We start from the raw sequence: 15,354 nt of genomic DNA, 5'->3' as shown, positions 1-15,354 counted from the left end.
CCCGCGACGGCCTCGTGCAGTGCCCCCTTCCCCAGGAGGAAGACCGCGATGTGGACCTTCAACGTCGTAGCCACCATGGCCCATGCCGGCCGCTACCGTCACATGCTGGAGGATCTCGCGCCCTTCGGCGAATTCCGGCGCACCGAATTCCTCGGCGTCGCCCTCGGCCAGGTGGCCGAGCCCCTGGCGATGCTCGAAACCATCCGCCGCGAGCGCGAGAAGAAATTCTACGCCTTTCAGGATCTCGGCCGCATCATTCCCCTGGAGCAGGTGTTCAGCTTTCAGGTGGAGGAATTTTTCATCCAGGTGCGCGAACACCTCGCACCCTTTGTCGCGCGCCTCGCCCACCAGAGCTTTTATGTGCGCCTCGAACGGCGCGGCCACAAGGGCGAGATCCTCTCCCCCGAGATCGAGCGCGACCTGGACGACTTTCTCCTGGCCCAGCTCAAGGCCAACGGCACCCCCGGACGCATCGATTTCGACAATCCCGACCTGATCCTGGCGGTGGAAACGGTGGGCGACCGTTGCGGCATCGGGCTGCTCAACCGTGAACTGCGCGAGCGCTACGAGGTGGTGCGGGTCGGCTGAGGCGGCGGCTGCTCCAGGGCCTGACCGAGCCGTTCATCCCGCTCATAGATGTCCGCGCGCAGTTGCAGACGCCCCTGAGGATCGACCCAGGCCGTCCAGTAGAGGACGTGCACCGGCACCGGCCGCGGCAGGCGCACGGTGCGCGGGCCGGGCCGCTCCAGAGCCGCCGCCAGCCCCTCGGGCTCGCCGAGGGCAGTGCCCGCCAGCAGGCGCAGGGCCAGGTCGAGGGGTTTCTCGATGCGGATGCAGCCGGAACTAAAGGCCCGGGCCTCCTTGCGGAACAGCTCCCGCGCCGGGGTGTCGTGGAGATAGACGTCGTAGGGGTTGGGGAACATGAATTTGATGCGCCCCAAGGCGTTGGCCGGTCCCGGCTCCTGGCGCAGATTGAAGGGAAAGCCGCGCTTGGTCAGGCGCTGCCAGTCCACCTCGGCGGGATGGATCTCGATGGCCTCGCTGCCCCAGCCGCGAAACACCCGGTAGCCCTGGCGGCTCAGGTAGCCGGGGTCTTTTTGCACCTGGGGGAGAATGTCCTCCACCGCCAGCCTGTGCGGCACCTGCCAGTTGGGATTGAGCACCAGATAGGTCATGGAACCGCTGAACACCGGCGTGCGCCGATAGAGCCGGCCGACCACGGCGCGCATGTCGAGCACGGCGCGCCCCTGCTCCACCAGTTCGACCTGAAAGGCGGCGATGTTCACCAGGATGTGGCGCTCGCCCAGATCCCGCGGCAACCAGCGCCAGCGCTCCAGGTTGATTTCGATCTGCCGCACTCGCTCGTCGAGGGTCACGTTGAGGGCCGCCAGGGTCGCGGGGCCGACGACGCCGTCGGGGTTGAGGCCGTGACGCGACTGAAAGGCGCGCACCCCCTCCACCAGCTGGTCATCATAGAGCTCGCTGTCCCGTTCATCCTCGGCCGGGGCCGCCAGATCGCCGCCGGCGATCAGGCGCGCGCGCAGCGCCGGCACCCGCTCCTGGCGCTGGCCGGGACGCAGGGTCGGCCCGGACGGCACTTGGGGCCAGGGGCCCGCCGCCTGGCGGGCGCGATAGTCCACCAAGGCGGCGCGCAGCCCCGCGTACTCAGCCGCCTGGGGCAAAAGGCCCTCCAGGGAGGCACGAATCTCCCCGGATTGCAGGGCCGCCTCCAGGACCGGCAGGGGATCGGCATCCCCGCGGCGGGCGCGCCAGTCCGGATCGATGGTTTCCGGATTGATCCGGCCTTGCTGGTAATGGGCGGCAAGCAGCAGGAAAGCGTCGCTCAGCAACAGGTCGAAATCGGCCAGCAGCAACAGGCGCCGCTCCTGATCGAGAGCTTCATCCCTGAGGCCGGACCACAGGGATTCAATGGCCGGCTGATGATAATGCGCGGGTTCGAGGCCCTCCAGGCGGCTGTCGGCGATCGCCCCCAGCATCGCCTCGGCCTCCGCGGTGGGCTGGCCCTGACGGCTCCAGGCCGGTTGGTAAAACCGCCGCACATAGAAATCCGGCACCGCGGTTGCCGCCCGCACCGCTTCCCCGGCGGCCTGGAGTTCCGCCGGAAGGCCCGCGCTTTCGATGCGCAGCCGCAGGATTTCACGCACCTGCGCATCGTCGCCGGCCGAAGCCGCCATCCCATGCGTCAGGCCGACCCACAACAGCAGCGGCAAAAAAAACAGCCATCCCCTCATCGCATCATCAATTCCTTTCAAGCGGCTTGCTCCCTGCCGGTCAGGACAGGCGGGCGGCGCGCGCCGCGAAAACCCAAATGCCGCCGCCGATGACCGTCGCCAAGGCCACCACCGTGCTCCAGGCCACCAGGATGGTGCCCATGGCGTAAGGCGCGAACAGGGCAAACATCAGGGTCGGGGCGACCACCACCAGAAAAACGACACTCAATAGGCCGAGAAGCAGCTTTTGCATGGCTTGATTCCTTTCGTCCCAGGTTCGCGAGGCAATTGAAGACTCACATGGTCGATTATACCCGCAAACACCGGCGGATGCATCACGCGAGAAGCCGTCAGCCAAATAGCTCTTGCCTCAAGAACGCGATTGGGATAAAAAGACACGTTCCCCGTATTCTTTTTCCCGGAACGGAATGATGTTCTTGCCTTCGTCGCGTATCTTGAAATTGTTGTTTCTGACCGGCACCGCCGCTGCGCTCGCGGCCATGGGCTGCGCGCGTCCCCCGCAAGGGGATTATTCCGCGGAGTCCGCCTTTCAGGCACCCGCCCTGGTTCCGAGCGGCCCCGAACTGCCGTCGCCCCCTGCGCCCGCCGCGGCGCCCACGCCCCCCAACATCAAGAGCCGCCCGCGGCTGACCGACCTGCCGTCGCCGCCGGCCCTGTGCGAAGTCCACCCCCTCAAGGAAGCCGAACCTGAGCCGCCGCGCTTCAATCTGCTGAGCGCCGGAGCTCTGGAAGCGGCCCTGGAGCAGATCGGCGTGCCCTACCGGCGCGGCGGCACCGGCCCCGGCGGTTTCGATTGCAGCGGCCTGGTGCGCTTCGCCTTCGCTCAGGTGGGCGTGGAACTGCCCCACGGCGCCGCCAGCCAGATGAAGGTGGTCGACCCCGTCGACCTCAAGGAACTGAAACCGGGCGACCTGCTGTTTTTCCGCACCCGCGGCCAGCGCATCGATCACGTCGGCATCTATCTCGAAGGCCGCGAATTCGTCCACTCCCCCTCGCCCGGCAAACGGGTATCCATCGCCGATCTCGACAGCGCCTATTGGAAAAAACGCCTGGTCGGCGCCGGCCGCGTCAACGAGAACCTGTGAAAACCCTGGCCGCGGAGCTGGCCTTCTTCCTGCGCGGCCAGGCGCGTCAGAACCTCAAGCTCCTCATCCTCTACTGCACCTTCCTGCTGATCCTGGTGCTCACCTACAGCGCCCTCTTCCGCTTTCTCATGTGGCAGCTGGAGGGCCGCGAATACTCGTTTCTGGCCGGCCTTTACTGGACGGTCGTCGCCATGACCACTCTGGGTTACGGCGACATCACCTTCACCACCGAACCCGGGTACCTGTTTTCCACCATCGTCACCATCTCCGGAGTGATATTCATGCTGATCCTGCTGCCCTTCGGCATGATCAGCCTGTTTCTGGCCCCGTGGATCGAGCAGCGCCTGCGTTATCGACCAACCGTCGCACTGCCCGAGGAAACCCGCGATCACGTGTTGATCTTCGGTTTCGACGCTGTCACCCGCGCCCTGACGCGCAAGTTGCAAAATCGCCAGATTCCCTTCATCGTGGTCTGCTCCGACCACGCCCAGGCGGTGCGCCTGGAAGAAGAAGGGTTTCGCGTACTTCTCGGAATCCCTACCGACGCCCAATTTCTCAAGGGCGCACGCGTGCAAGCGGCGCGCCATATCATTGCGAACCTGAGCGATCCCGAAAACACCAACCTCTGCCTGACCGTGCGGTCGCTGTGCGAAACCCCCATCGCCACCCTGGTCGGACAGCTGGAACACGGCGAACTGCTGCGGTTGGCCGGCGCCAACCAGGCCATCGCCCTTAAGCGCATCCTCGGCCGCTACCTGGCCACCCGCGCCACCACCCGCGGGGCCCTGGCCCATGTGCTTGATTCCTTCGGCCGCCTGCAGATCGCCGAGATACCCGTCCAGGCCACGCCCTTCGCCGGACAGACCCTGGCCGAGGCGCGGATCCGCCAGCGCACCGGCCTGGCCGTGATCGGTCTGTGGGAGCGCGGCCGCTTCACCACCCCGGATGCCGCGACGCGCCTGTCGCCCAAGGCGCTCATGGTGCTGGCCGGCACCCGCGAGCAGCTCGAGGCCCTGGAAATGGTCACGGGCGAGGAAGAGAGCGACGATCTGGTCCTGATTCTCGGCCACGGCCGCATCGGCTGCGCGGCGGCAAGCTTTCTCGATCGCCGCCCGGTGCCCTTTATCCTCATCGACAAGCAGCCCAGTCCCGACTGCCTCGACCATGTGGCGGTGATCGGCGACGCCACCAGCCCCCACGTGCTGCGTGAATCGGGCATCGACCAAGCCAAGGGCCTGATCGTCACCACCAACGACGACAGCATCAACATCTTTCTCACCCTCGCCAGCCGCCACCTCAACCCGTCCATCCGCATCGTCGCGCGCGCCAACCGCGAGGAGAACGTCGACCAGCTCTACGCCGCCGGCGCCGATTTCGTCATCTCCAACGCCTCGGTGGGCGCGAGCATTCTCAACAATGTCCTGGAAGGCAAGGAATCGATTTTCCTCACCGAGGGCATCAACGTCTTCCGCCGCCCCCTGCCCCCCAACCTGGTGGGCCAGACCATCGCCGAATCGCGCATCCGCCCCCTCACCGGCTGCTCCATCGTCGCCCTGGAGCGCGAGGATGCCGAGGAGCCGCTGGTGGTGCCGCCGCCGGAAACCCTGCTGGAAAAAGGAATGGGGCTGATCCTCATCGGCAGCCCCGAGCAAGAAGAGAACTTCAGCCGCAATTTTCGCGGCTAAAGGCGAGAGCTTAGCGCAGCAGATCCTGCTTGAGGCGGTTGTATTCCTCCTGGGTGATGAGGTTTCTCTCCAGCATCAGCACCAGCCGCGCCAGCTCGCGGCGCCGCAGCGCCTCGGGATCCTCGATGCGCGCCGGCTCCTCGACCAGACGGCCCTCCAGGGCGCGGGGCGCCTCGCCGCCGGCGCCCTGACCGGGCTGACCCAAACGCACCGACGCCAGCCCGCCGAGAAAACTGATTTCCACGGGCCGGTCGCGCCAGGCCGGATCATTGAGCACGCTGCCCAGATTGCCCGACCCCTTCTTCAAGCGCCGGTAGAAAAAATAGGCCGAGCCGCCGATCAGCGCGACCCCGCCGAGAAAAATCCACAGCATGTACTCCACCACGCCGCGCAGGAACACCACCAGCAGCGCCACCACCAGCATGAGCAGGGCGTGGAGGACGAGAATCAGATAACCGGCGAAAATTCCCTTGATAATTCCGCCATCTTCGCCTTTCTTGCGGGCCATGCCGGCACCTCCCTGTGACACAAACTCCTGAGAAGATCCGCATTGTAGCAGTTTTCCCGGGGCGCGGGGCAGGATTTTGCCGTTAAACTAGAAAGAAAAGGCCGAAGGAGGCGCGATGCATGAGCCGATCCGTCATCATCCTCGGCGCGGCGGGCCGTGATTTCCATAACTTCAACCTGGTCTTCCGCGCGGACCCGAGCCACCGGGTGCTGGCCTTCACCGCCACCCAGATCCCCGCCATCGCCGGGCGCCGCTATCCGCCGGAACTGGCGGGACCGCTCTATCCCGAGGGCATCCCGATCCTGGCGGAGAGCGAGCTCGACAATCTGTTGCGCGCCCAGACGGTGGATGTGGTGGTGTTCGCTTACAGCGACGTCACCCACGCCGAGGTCATGCACCGCGCCTCCCTGGCCCTGGCGCGCGGCGCCGATTTCCTGCTGCTCGGCCCGCGCCGCACCCAACTGGCGGCCATCCGTCCCGTCTTTTCGGTGGGGGCGGTGCGCACCGGCTGCGGCAAGTCCGCCGTCACCCGCAAGCTCTGCGCCCTGGCCCGCGGCCTGGGCCTGAGCCCGGTGGTGGTGCGCCACCCCATGCCCTACGGCGATCTGGCCCGCCAGGCGGTGCAACGCTTCGCGACCCATGCCGATCTCGACCAGCACCAGTGCACCATCGAGGAGCGCGAGGAGTACGAACCGCTCCTCGACGAGGGCCTGGTGGTGTACGCCGGCGTCGATTACCAGAGGATTCTCGACCAGGCGCAAGGCGAGGCCGACCTGCTGATCTGGGACGGCGGCAACAACGATCTGCCGTTTTTCCGCTCCGACCTGCACCTGGTGCTCCTCGATCCCCACCGTCCGGGTCATGAACGCCAGTACTACCCCGGCGAGAGCAATCTGCGGTGCGCCGATGTCGCCATCATCGCCAAGAGCGACTCGGCCCCACCGGAGGCCGTCGCGGCCCTGCGCCAAAGCATCGCGGAACTGCGCCCCGCGGCCGAGGTGGTCCTCGCCGGCACCGAGCTGCGCGTGGAGCGGCCGGACCGGATCCACGGCAAACGGGTGCTGGTGGTGGAGGATGGCCCGAGCCTCACCCACGGCGGCATGAGCTTCGGCGCCGCGACCCTCGCCGCGCGGCGCCACCAGGCCGGGCAGATCATCGACCCGCGCCCTTACGCCCAGGGATCCCTGGCCGAGGCGTTCCGCGACTATCCCCACCTGGGCGCGGCGCTGCCCGCCCTGGGCTACGGCGCCCGGCAGATGGCCGACCTGGAGGCAAGCATCAACGCCGTGCCCTGCGACCTGGTGCTGTTCGCCACCCCCAGCGATCTGGCACGGCTGCTCCGCATCCGCCACCCGTGCCTGCGCGTGCGCTACGACCATGCCGACGTCGGCCGCCCGACCCTCGCCGAGGTGGTGCTCCCGCGTCTGCGCGGCCTGCCGGCCACCAAGGGGAGGACGCCATGAACGAGCGCGCCGCCTTGCCCCTGCTGCTGGTTGCCCTGGGCGGCAACGCCCTGCTGCGGGCCGGCGAGGAGGGCACCCTTGCCCAGCAGTTCGCCAACCTGGCGGCGCCGGTGCGCCAGTTGGCGCGCATGGCGCGCGACTATCGCCTGCTCATCACCCACGGCAACGGCCCCCAGGTCGGCAACCTGCTGCTGCAGCAGGAAAGCTGCGGCGAGGTGCCGCGCCTGCCCCTGGAAATCCTCGTCGCCCAGACCCAGGGGCAGATCGGCTACATGATCGAATCAAGCCTCGACGCGGCCTTCATGGCCGAGGGCATCGCGGATCCGCCGCCGCTGGTCAGCCTGCTGAGCTATGTGGTGGTGGACGCCGCCGACCCGGCCTTCGCCCACCCGAGCAAGCCCATCGGCCCCTTTTATCCCGAGCGCCCGGCGGCGAATTTTCCCCTGATTGAGACGCCCCGGGGCTGGCGGCGGGTGGTGGCCTCGCCCGAGCCGCGCACCATCGTCGAGAAACGCGAAATCCGCCTGCTCACCGCCCAGGGTTTCATCGTCATCTGCTGCGGGGGCGGCGGCATTCCGGTGGTGCGCGAGGCGCGCGGCTTCCAGGGGATCGACGCGGTGATCGACAAGGATCTGGCCAGCGCCCGCCTGGCCGAGGAGGTGGGGGTGGAGCTGTTTCTCATCGCCACGGACGTGCCCGGCGCGGCCCTGGATTTCGCCGGCCCGCGGCAACGCTTCCTGCGGAAAATCAGCGCCGCCGAGGCCCGCTCCCATCTGCGCGCCGGCCAGTTCGCGCCAGGCTCCATGGCGCCCAAGGTCGAGGCCTGCCTGCGTTTTCTCGCCGGCGGCGGGCGCCGCGCACTGATCTGCGCCGTCGCAGATCTCGAAGCCGCCGTCGCCGGAGACGCCGGCACCGAAATTGTGCGCGACGAATCCTAGGTCTCAGCCGATTTTTTCAATCCCCGCTCCAGCAGCACCACGAAATCCTGCGCATTGGTGAGAACCGCCCGGGTGCTCAGGGAACCGCGATTGATGAGCTTTTGCGCGGCAAACTCCGACATGTCGACGCTGTAGAAATAGACCGGCCGCACCGCGCCGTCCGCAAGCACCTGGTAGCTGGGCGTCAGGTTGCCGACGGCGATGGTGTGCAGTTGCGTCGCCAGGCCGATGACCGTGGTGGCGCGCGCCGCCAGGTCGCGCATGGCGTCCTGGGCGGCGTAGGCATCGGCGATGACCCCGGGCAACGGCCCGTCGTCGCGGATGGAGCCGGCGAACACATAGGGGATGCCCTGCGCCACCAGGGCGTGGACGATGCCCTCGCGCACCAGCCCCTTGGCCACGGCGGCCTCGATGGAACCCAGTTCGCGGATGCGGTTGAGGGCATCGAGATGCCGGTAGTGGCCCGCCGCCACCGTCCGCTTGCGATAGATCTCCTGGCCCAGGGCGGTGCCGTAGAGGGCCGCCTCCAGATCATGGGTGGGCAGGGCATTGCCCGCCAGCAAGCCCTGGACGTAACCGCCGCGCACCAGGCGCGCGAAGGCCTCGCGGGCGTCGCGGTCGAAGGCCAGGGCCGGACCCAGCACCCAGAGAATGAAGCCCGCGCGGCGCTCATGGGCGAGCAACTGATAGAGCTCATCGTAATCGAAGGAAAAGGAGGATTCGCGGGTGGTCAGGGTGCGGAAGGCGAATTTCTCGGCAAGCCGCGCCGTCTCGGGAAAACCGCCGTCATGCACGAGGATGCCGTCGCGGCCATCCTCCCCACGCCCCAGTGCCACCTGATCGCCGCGCCGCAGGCGGCGGAATTCCACCACTTCCAACTCGCCGTCGGGACACAGGCGCACCACGCAATCCATGCGCGACGCGCGCAACAGCCGCCAATCGCCGGGAGCCAAGTGCAGGTATTCGGGGAAAATCGAGGTGGCGTGATAATCGGGCGGCGCCACCCCGTCGTGCGCCACGGCCGCGAACCGCGCCAGGGGTGCGCCCGCCAGGCGGGGGCTGGTGAAATCGGGGGGCTGATAGACGGGCAGGGGAATGGGCATGGGAAAATCTCCGTTTGGAGGATTTTCCTAAAGGGTACCACGCCCCCGCGCCGCGCCAAGGGCGGCGAAATCGATAAAGGGCACGGCGGCGATGAGAGTGTCGGCCTGGAGGTCCGGCGAGCCCCATAGTCTTTCGACGAACTGCCGGTACAAGCGCCCCTCTTCCGCGAAGGCGGCGCGAAAATCGCCGCGCAGTTCAGGCACCGCGAGCACCTCCTCGCCGGGGAAATTGCGCGAGCAGCCCTGTTCCTGGAAGATCTCCCCGCAGTGGTCGACGTTGGGCAGGCCGTGCAGGCGGCAGGTGGCGGGGCGAAAGGCGTAGACCAGGCAGCGCTGGTCGGCGGCGAGGAAGGGACAGGGCGTGTCGTCCTCCTCGGGCACCTCCCAGTCCTCCTCGGGCCGATGATTGAGGGTGAAGGGTTGGGCGAATTCGGGCCAGCGCCGTTGCAGGCGCGCAAGGATCGCTCCGGCGCGCTCGCGCACCTGGGCCCGCGCCGCCTCGGGCAGACGCCGCAGACCCTCCTGCATGAGAGCCGCGTCGAGCAGGCTGATGTCGAAGAGGGCGCGACAGCAGGCGGCGCAGCCCGCGGCGCAGACGATGCGCTCGCCAAAGCGCGCCATGCAGGCGGCAAACCAGCGGTCGTATCCTTCTAGATGGCGCTGATAGGCGGCGATCAGATCGGGCAGGGACATTCAGGGTTCCAGGCAGCCGCGCAGATTAGCCGCCAGCTGGCTCAGAAGGTCGAAATAGGCCTCGGGGCCGGGGGGCAGGTCGGCGCCCAGGGGATCGAGGACGCCCTGGCGCGCACCGCTGCCCTCCACCACCGTCGCCACCAGGCGCGGCGTGAACTGGGGCTCGGCAAAGACGCAGCGCGCGTCGCGCGCGCGGATCAGCTCCCGCACCTCGCGCACCCGCTGGGCGCCGGGAACGCGCTCGGGATCAAGGGTGATGGAGCCCGCGGCATTCAGACCAAAGCGCTGCTCCAGATACTGGTAGGCATCGTGAAACACCACGAAGGGCACCGCGCGCACCGGCGCCAGCTGCTCGGCCAGCTCCGCCTCCAGTTGCCTCAGCCGCGCGTCGAGACGCGCGGCGTTGGCGGCCAGCAGCTCCGCCTGCTCGGGAAACAACGCCTGCGATTCCCGCAGGGCGATGGCGACGATGGCCCGTCCGTTGACCGGGTCGAGCCACAGGTGAGGGTCAGCACCGTGTTCCTCGGCATGACCGTGTCCGCCGTGGGCATGGCCATGCGCCTGGTCGTGGCTGTCCCACACCCCGCCGCTTCGCGCCGGCAGCAGTTCCACGCCCTCGGCATCCATCAGGCGCACCACCCGCGCCGCGCCGCTCAGGGAACGCAGCGGCCGCGCCAGGAAGGTCTCCAGCTCGGGCCCCACCCAGAACACCAGGCGCGCCTCGGCCCGGGCGCGCGCCTGGGAAGGACGCAGGGCGTGACTGTGGGGCGACTCGCCGCCGCTCAGCAGCAGCTCGGGTTCGGCGACGCCTTCGAGCACCCCGGCGACCAAGGCATGCACCGGCTTGATGCTGACCACCACCCCCGGCTGGGACCAGGCAGGGACGGCAAGGAGCAGGGGCAAAAGAACCATGAGCAGTTTTTTGTGCATGAAACCTCCGACGGGGTCAGACGGGCACGGCCAGGCACGGACGGACACAAAGGACAAATGACAAAGGACAACTCGCCTTGCGCACCAGCATATGTTAGGTTATAACATTGTCAAGTCAAAAACAGGAGAACCTGCCCCTTGAGCCTGATCGCCAATTCGTCTTTTCCCCGCCAGGATCACGATCACCAGGGCTGCATCAGCGCCGCCCTGGCCACCGCCGAGGAGCTGTGCCGCGCGCGCGGCGTGCGACTGACCGAGCTGCGGCGGCGGGTTCTGGAGCTGGTCTGGACCAGCCACAAGCCGGTGGGCGCCTATGCCCTGCTGGCCCGCTTGCAGGAGCAGGGTCCGGCGGCGCCGCCGACGGTGTACCGCGCCCTGGATTTTCTCCTCGAACAAGGTCTGATCCATCGCATCTCCAGCCTCAATGCCTTTGTCGGCTGCACGCGCCCCGGCGAGGCGCACACCGGGCAATTCCTGATTTGCGAGCAGTGCCAGAACCTCGCCGAGCTCGACGATGCCGGCATCACCAAGGCCATCGACCGCTCCAGCCAGGCCTCGGGCTTTACCCCGCGCCAACCGACGGTGGAGATTCTCGGCCTCTGTCCCCAGTGTCGGGACTGAACGCCATGACAGCCCCCTCCACCCTGCTGCGCGTCACGGGCGTCGGCGCGCGCCGCGGCGAGCGCGACATCCTCAGCAACATCGACCTGGACATCGCCGCTGGAGAAATTCTCACCCTGGTCGGCCCCAACGGCGCGGGCAAAACCACCCTGCTGCGCATCGCCCTGGGCTTGCTCAAGCCCGATCAGGGCGAGGTCTGGCGCCGCCCCGGCCTGCGCCTGGGCTACGTGCCGCAGCGCCTGCACGTCGACGACACCCTGCCCCTGAGCGTGCGCCGTTTTCTGCGCCTGGCTCCACGCGGCGGACTCGACGCCCTCGCCGAGTTGGACGCCGCCGGTCTCGGTCATCTCGCCGAGCGGCCCCTGCAGAAACTCTCCGGCGGCGAGTTGCAACGGGTGCTCTTGGTGCGCGCCCAGCTCAACCAGCCGCAGTTGCTGGTGCTCGATGAGCCGACCCAGGGCATCGACGTGCACGGCCAGCTCGATTTCTACCAGTATCTCGACGCCCTGCGCCGCCGCCACGGCTGCGCCATCCTGCTGGTGTCCCACGACCTGCACCTGGTGATGGCCGCCACGGATCGCGTGGTGTGCCTCAACCGCCATATCTGCTGCACCGGCACCCCCGAAGCCATCGCCCAGAACGGCGCCTTCATCGAGCTGTTCGGCGCGCGCGCCGGCAATCTCGCCATCTACAGCCACGACCGCCAACACCTTCATCCGCCCCAGGAGCCCTGATCCCATGTTCGACGATTTTCTCCTGCGCGCCCTGTGCGGCGGCCTCGGCGTGGCGGCGGTGTCCGGACCCTTCGGCGTCTTCATGGTGTGGCGGCGCCTCGCCTACTTCGGCGACACCCTGGCGCACAGCGCCTTGCTCGGCGTCGCCCTGGGCTTTTTGCTGCATCTCGACCTGACCCTGGCGACGGTCGCGGTCTGCCAGCTGCTCGCCCTGCTGCTCTTTGTCCTGCAACGCCAACGCGAACTGGCCGGCGACACCCTCCTCGGCATCCTCGCCCACGGCTCCCTGGCCCTGGGCCTGGTGGCCCTGGCCTTTTTGCGGGACGTGCGCGTCGATCTCATGGCCTATCTGTTCGGCGACATCCTTGCCGTGAGCCGCGGCGACCTGGCCTGGATTTTCGGCGGCGGCTTGCTCGCCATCAGCGTCCTGGCGGCCATCTGGCGGCCGCTTCTCGCCCTCACCGTGCACGAGGACCTGGCGCGGGTCGACGGGGTCGCCACCGGCCTGGTGCAGTGGCTCTACACCGCGTTGCTGGCCCTCGTGGTCGCGGTGATGATGAAGATCGTCGGCATCGTCCTGGTCACCGCCCTGCTCATCATCCCCGCCGCCGCGGCGCGCCGTCTGGCCCGCTCCCCCGAAGCCATGGCGGCCCTGGCCAGCCTGATCGGCTGCCTAGCGGTGGGCGGCGGCCTTTTCGCTTCCCTGCGCTGGGACACCCCGGCCGGGCCCTCCATCGTCGTCAGCGCCGCCCTGCTGTTCGTGCTCACCCGCGCCCTGCCGCGCAGCCTGGCGCGGGGCTAGAATAATTCCCGCCGAATAATTTTCGCTTTTCATTCGCCCCTTGGCGTGTTACCTGTGTTACAAATATTACAAACTAATCTGAGGACTTTATGAAAACGGTCAATGTTCGAGTTCCCGACGCCGTTGCCGAACGACTCGACCGGCTGGCGGAAAAAACCCATCGCACCAAAAGCTATTATGTCAGGGAGATTCTTGAAAGCCATCTTCACGAGCTCGAGGAAGCCTACCTGGCCCTGGAGCGGCGGAGCGACTCCAACGCCCGCTTCCGCAGCAGCGAAGAGGTGGAGAAACTTCTTGATCTTTGAGGTGCGATGGCACGAGGCGGCCCTCGAGGACTTAAGAGCACTTAAGGACAAGGCCCTGGCGAAAAAAATCATCGCCAAAGTTCGCGATTACCTGGCACAAAACCCTCTATCCCTGGGAAAACCCCTGACCGGGCCGTTCTCGGGACTCTATCGCTATCGCTACGGAAAAATCCGCGTCATCTACGTTCTTGACCAGGAGCTCCGCATTCTTTCCGTACTTCAGGTCGGACAACGCAAAGAGGTTTACCGCAGGTGATTACCTTCTTCATCTTGGGGAGAAGACCATGACCGATGCGACCGCGCACAATCTCGCCTGGGTGCAAGAAATCCTCGAGGATTTCTGGCGCACCGCCCCATCCAACAGCCTGCACTTGCCGGGAGATGAAAAAGCCTGGGAGATGCCGCGCCTGGCCGTGGCGCGCGGCGACGATCCCTGGTTCGCCCGCCTCAAGGAGATGATCGGGCCCTTCTACTGGACGCCCGCGGAGGCCTTCGCCCTGGCCTTTCCCGAAGCGCCGGCCGCCCCCGCGGAACTCAGCGTCCTCAGCTACGTGCTGCCGCAGACCGCCGCCACCCGCCGCGACCAGGCCCAGGAACGGGAGTTGCCCGCCGAGCGCTGGGCGCGCTCGCGCTTCTTCGGCGAGCAGTTCAACTGCGATTTGCGCCTGCACCTGGCGGCGAACCTGAGCGCCGCCGGCTACCCGGCCGTCGCCCCGGAGCGCCTGCCGGGCTTCGATTACCGCCAGTCCGAGGGCTTCGGCCTGGCCTCCAACTGGTCGGAGCGCCACACGGCCTTTGTCGCCGGGCTGGGCACCTTCGGCCTCTCCGACGGCCTCATCACTCCCTGGGGCAAGGCGGTGCGCTTCGGCTCGGTGGTGACGAAACTGGCGCTGCCGGCCAGCGCGCGCCCCTACGGCGAAGATCATCAGGCCTGGTGCCTATGGCATGCGCGCGGCACCTGCGGCGTCTGCGCGCGGCGCTGCCCGGTGGATGCCATCACCACCGCCGCGGGCCATGACAAGAAAAGCTGCCACGCCTACATCCGCGAAGTCACCACCCCCTACACCACGAAGACCTTCGGGACGGGCGCCACGCCCTGCGGCCTGTGCCAGGTCAGGATCCCCTGCGAAGCGCGCGTGCCGCTGTGAGGGCGTGAAAAATGCTCGAGATGCTCGTCGGCATTCTGCGCGAGTGCTGGATGATTTTCGCCGAGGCCGCCCCTTACGTGCTGTTCGGCTTTTTCGCGGCGGGCCTGCTTCAGGCGCTCATCCCGCCCGAGGCGGTGGCGCGCCATCTGGGCGGCAACAACCTGGGCGCGGTGCTCAAGGCCTCGCTGTTCGGCGTGCCCCTGCCCCTGTGCTCCTGCGGCGTGATCCCCGCCGCCATCGGCCTGCGCCGCCAGGGGGCGAGCAAGGGCGCGGCGGCCGCGTTTCTCGTCTCGGTGCCGGAAACCGGCGTTGATTCCATCGCCATCACCTGGGCGCTGCTCGATCCGATCATGACCCTGGTGCGGCCCCTGGCCGCGTTTCTCACCGCTACCGTCACCGGCGTGCTCATCAACCTGCTGCCCGAGGGACCGCCCCTTTCGCCCCCGGCCCCGGCCCAACCGCCGGGCTGCGGCTGACCGGCCAAGGAAGGCGGGAGTTGCCCGCCGCCCGATCAGCCCTCCTTACCCCGGCGCCTGCGCGCCGGGCTGGATTATGCCTTCGGCGAGCTCTTGCGCGATATCGGCAAATGGCTGCTCCTCGGCATCGTCATCGCCGGGGTCATTTCCTACCTGTTGCCCGAGGATTTCTTCCTGCGCTATCTGAGCGGCGAATTTCTCTCGTTGCTCATCATGCTGGGAGTCGGCATTCCCCTCTACATCTGCGCCAGCGCCTCGACGCCCATCGCCGCGGCGCTGGTGCTCAAGGGCCTCTCGCCCGGGGCCGCCCTGGTGTTTCTGCTGGCCGGTCCGGCCACCAACGCCGCCACCCTTACCGTGGTCGGACGGTTCTGGGGACGCGCCGCGACCCTCACCTACCTCGCCTCCATCGCCGTCTGCTCCCTGCTGCTCGGCTGGCTCACCAACCGCGTCTACGCCTGGTCCGGCGCCGACCTCAGCACTTGGGTGCAGGATCTCGGCGAACGCGCCGATTCTCCGCTCATGCTGGCCTCGGCCCTCCTCCTGTTGCTGCTGCTGGCCCGCGCCCAGTGGTTGCGCTCCAAATGAAAAAGGGCAGCACCCCCAAAAGG

At 67.6% G+C, this 15,354-nt stretch carries 17 protein-coding genes and 1 pseudogene; 12 read left to right on the top strand and 6 right to left on the bottom strand.

Features of this window, described 5'->3' with window-relative positions; translation table 11 throughout:
• Positions 1 to 48: 48 nt before the first annotated feature.
• Positions 49 to 588 (top strand): THUMP domain-containing protein, encoded by a 540-nt coding sequence (locus QAT43_RS02085; protein ID WP_305041373.1) that lies wholly within the window; start codon positions 49 to 51, stop codon positions 586 to 588.
• Here the strand turns inward: QAT43_RS02085 and QAT43_RS02080 are convergent.
• Both QAT43_RS02080 and QAT43_RS02075 read right to left on the bottom strand, forming a co-directional pair.
• Positions 564 to 2,252 (bottom strand): L,D-transpeptidase family protein, encoded by a 1,689-nt coding sequence (locus tag QAT43_RS02080; protein WP_305041372.1) that lies wholly within the window; start codon positions 2,250 to 2,252, stop codon positions 564 to 566. The genes QAT43_RS02085 and QAT43_RS02080 overlap by 25 nt on opposite strands.
• Before the next feature lie 40 nt (positions 2,253 to 2,292).
• On the bottom strand, positions 2,293 to 2,484 hold the full coding sequence (locus QAT43_RS02075) for a hypothetical protein (RefSeq protein ID WP_305041371.1): 192 nt from the start codon (positions 2,482 to 2,484) through the stop codon (positions 2,293 to 2,295).
• A 202-nt stretch (positions 2,485 to 2,686) separates the two neighbouring features.
• Between QAT43_RS02075 and QAT43_RS02070 the strand changes: the two genes are divergently transcribed.
• Positions 2,687 to 3,337, top strand: a complete 651-nt coding sequence (locus QAT43_RS02070; protein WP_305041370.1) for a C40 family peptidase — start codon at positions 2,687 to 2,689, stop codon at positions 3,335 to 3,337.
• The gene (locus QAT43_RS02065) at positions 3,334 to 5,022 is read left to right on the top strand and encodes a potassium channel family protein (protein ID WP_305041369.1); all 1,689 of its coding nucleotides are present in this window, start codon (positions 3,334 to 3,336) and stop codon (positions 5,020 to 5,022) included. The genes QAT43_RS02070 and QAT43_RS02065 overlap by 4 nt, the downstream gene beginning before the upstream one ends.
• A gap of 10 nt (positions 5,023 to 5,032) precedes the next feature.
• Here QAT43_RS02065 and QAT43_RS02060 read toward each other — a convergent pair whose 3' ends face one another.
• A complete protein-coding gene (locus tag QAT43_RS02060; protein WP_305041368.1) occupies positions 5,033 to 5,530 on the bottom strand; it encodes an SHOCT domain-containing protein in 498 nt (165 codons plus the stop codon).
• Positions 5,531 to 5,649: 119 nt separating this feature from the next.
• Between QAT43_RS02060 and QAT43_RS02055 the strand changes: the two genes are divergently transcribed.
• Both QAT43_RS02055 and QAT43_RS02050 read left to right on the top strand, forming a co-directional pair.
• On the top strand, positions 5,650 to 6,993 hold the full coding sequence (locus tag QAT43_RS02055) for a cyclic 2,3-diphosphoglycerate synthase (protein WP_305041367.1): 1,344 nt from the start codon (positions 5,650 to 5,652) through the stop codon (positions 6,991 to 6,993).
• On the top strand, positions 6,990 to 7,931 hold the full coding sequence (locus QAT43_RS02050; protein ID WP_305041366.1) for a carbamate kinase: 942 nt from the start codon (positions 6,990 to 6,992) through the stop codon (positions 7,929 to 7,931). The genes QAT43_RS02055 and QAT43_RS02050 overlap by 4 nt, the downstream gene beginning before the upstream one ends.
• On the opposite strand, the gene QAT43_RS02045 is transcribed toward QAT43_RS02050, so the two are convergent.
• From QAT43_RS02045 to QAT43_RS02035, 3 genes are read right to left on the bottom strand one after another with little or no spacing between them, the layout of a single operon-like run.
• Positions 7,928 to 9,034, bottom strand: coding sequence for an ornithine cyclodeaminase family domain (locus QAT43_RS02045; protein WP_305041365.1), 1,107 nt, complete (start codon positions 9,032 to 9,034; stop codon positions 7,928 to 7,930). The two genes, QAT43_RS02050 and QAT43_RS02045, sit on opposite strands and share 4 nt — an antisense overlap.
• A gap of 27 nt (positions 9,035 to 9,061) precedes the next feature.
• Positions 9,062 to 9,727, bottom strand: a complete 666-nt coding sequence (locus QAT43_RS02040; RefSeq protein ID WP_305041364.1) for a YkgJ family cysteine cluster protein — start codon at positions 9,725 to 9,727, stop codon at positions 9,062 to 9,064.
• Complete coding sequence (locus QAT43_RS02035) at positions 9,728 to 10,657, bottom strand: zinc ABC transporter substrate-binding protein (protein ID WP_305041363.1); 930 nt, start codon at positions 10,655 to 10,657, stop codon at positions 9,728 to 9,730.
• Between the two features lie 147 nt (positions 10,658 to 10,804).
• On the opposite strand from QAT43_RS02035, the gene QAT43_RS02030 reads away from it, so the two are divergent.
• The 7 genes and pseudogenes from QAT43_RS02030 to QAT43_RS02000 all read left to right on the top strand — a co-directional run bounded on the left by QAT43_RS02030 (position 10,805) and on the right by QAT43_RS02000 (position 15,331).
• On the top strand, positions 10,805 to 11,278 hold the full coding sequence (locus tag QAT43_RS02030) for a Fur family transcriptional regulator (protein ID WP_442900181.1): 474 nt from the start codon (positions 10,805 to 10,807) through the stop codon (positions 11,276 to 11,278).
• 5 nt (positions 11,279 to 11,283) lie between these two features.
• On the top strand, positions 11,284 to 12,012 hold the full coding sequence (znuC, locus tag QAT43_RS02025; RefSeq protein ID WP_305041361.1) for a zinc ABC transporter ATP-binding protein ZnuC: 729 nt from the start codon (positions 11,284 to 11,286) through the stop codon (positions 12,010 to 12,012).
• Positions 12,013 to 12,016: 4 nt separating this feature from the next.
• A complete protein-coding gene (locus QAT43_RS02020) occupies positions 12,017 to 12,814 on the top strand; it encodes a metal ABC transporter permease (protein WP_305041360.1) in 798 nt (265 codons plus the stop codon).
• Positions 12,815 to 12,903: 89 nt separating this feature from the next.
• Positions 12,904 to 13,119, top strand: coding sequence for a type II toxin-antitoxin system RelB family antitoxin (gene relB / locus QAT43_RS02015; protein ID WP_305041359.1), 216 nt, complete (start codon positions 12,904 to 12,906; stop codon positions 13,117 to 13,119).
• A complete protein-coding gene (locus tag QAT43_RS02010; RefSeq protein ID WP_305041358.1) occupies positions 13,109 to 13,375 on the top strand; it encodes a type II toxin-antitoxin system RelE family toxin in 267 nt (88 codons plus the stop codon). Before relB ends, QAT43_RS02010 begins: the two co-directional genes overlap by 11 nt.
• A 28-nt stretch (positions 13,376 to 13,403) precedes the next feature.
• Positions 13,404 to 14,267 carry a 4Fe-4S ferredoxin gene (locus QAT43_RS02005; protein WP_305041357.1) on the top strand — a complete coding sequence of 288 codons (864 nt, stop codon included), beginning with the start codon at positions 13,404 to 13,406 and terminating at the stop codon, positions 14,265 to 14,267.
• Positions 14,268 to 14,278: 11 nt separating this feature from the next.
• A pseudogene (locus tag QAT43_RS02000) lies at positions 14,279 to 15,331 on the top strand (SO_0444 family Cu/Zn efflux transporter).
• Positions 15,332 to 15,354: the final 23 nt, after the last annotated feature.

It is taken from the genome of Geoalkalibacter sp. (genome assembly GCF_030604225.1).
GTDB lineage: Bacteria > Desulfobacterota > Desulfuromonadia > Desulfuromonadales > Geoalkalibacteraceae > Geoalkalibacter.
This window is presented reverse-complemented; position numbering and strand designations above follow the sequence as displayed.

Excerpts from the sequence above, each read along its gene's own strand:
- QAT43_RS02085 (WP_305041373.1), top strand. The coding sequence starts at position 49 with ATGTGGACCTTCAACGTCGTAGCCACCATGGCCCATGCCGGCCGCTAC.
- QAT43_RS02080 (WP_305041372.1), bottom strand. The coding sequence starts at position 2,252 with ATGAGGGGATGGCTGTTTTTTTTGCCGCTGCTGTTGTGGGTCGGCCTG.
- QAT43_RS02075 (WP_305041371.1), bottom strand. The coding sequence starts at position 2,484 with ATGCAAAAGCTGCTTCTCGGCCTATTGAGTGTCGTTTTTCTGGTGGTG.
- QAT43_RS02060 (WP_305041368.1), bottom strand. The coding sequence starts at position 5,530 with ATGGCCCGCAAGAAAGGCGAAGATGGCGGAATTATCAAGGGAATTTTC.
- QAT43_RS02055 (WP_305041367.1), top strand. The coding sequence starts at position 5,650 with ATGAGCCGATCCGTCATCATCCTCGGCGCGGCGGGCCGTGATTTCCAT.
- QAT43_RS02050 (WP_305041366.1), top strand. The coding sequence starts at position 6,990 with ATGAACGAGCGCGCCGCCTTGCCCCTGCTGCTGGTTGCCCTGGGCGGC.
- QAT43_RS02045 (WP_305041365.1), bottom strand. The coding sequence starts at position 9,034 with ATGCCCATTCCCCTGCCCGTCTATCAGCCCCCCGATTTCACCAGCCCC.
- QAT43_RS02040 (WP_305041364.1), bottom strand. The coding sequence starts at position 9,727 with ATGTCCCTGCCCGATCTGATCGCCGCCTATCAGCGCCATCTAGAAGGA.
- QAT43_RS02035 (WP_305041363.1), bottom strand. The coding sequence starts at position 10,657 with ATGCACAAAAAACTGCTCATGGTTCTTTTGCCCCTGCTCCTTGCCGTC.
- znuC (WP_305041361.1), top strand. The coding sequence starts at position 11,284 with ATGACAGCCCCCTCCACCCTGCTGCGCGTCACGGGCGTCGGCGCGCGC.
- QAT43_RS02020 (WP_305041360.1), top strand. The coding sequence starts at position 12,017 with ATGTTCGACGATTTTCTCCTGCGCGCCCTGTGCGGCGGCCTCGGCGTG.
- relB (WP_305041359.1), top strand. The coding sequence starts at position 12,904 with ATGAAAACGGTCAATGTTCGAGTTCCCGACGCCGTTGCCGAACGACTC.
- QAT43_RS02005 (WP_305041357.1), top strand. The coding sequence starts at position 13,404 with ATGACCGATGCGACCGCGCACAATCTCGCCTGGGTGCAAGAAATCCTC.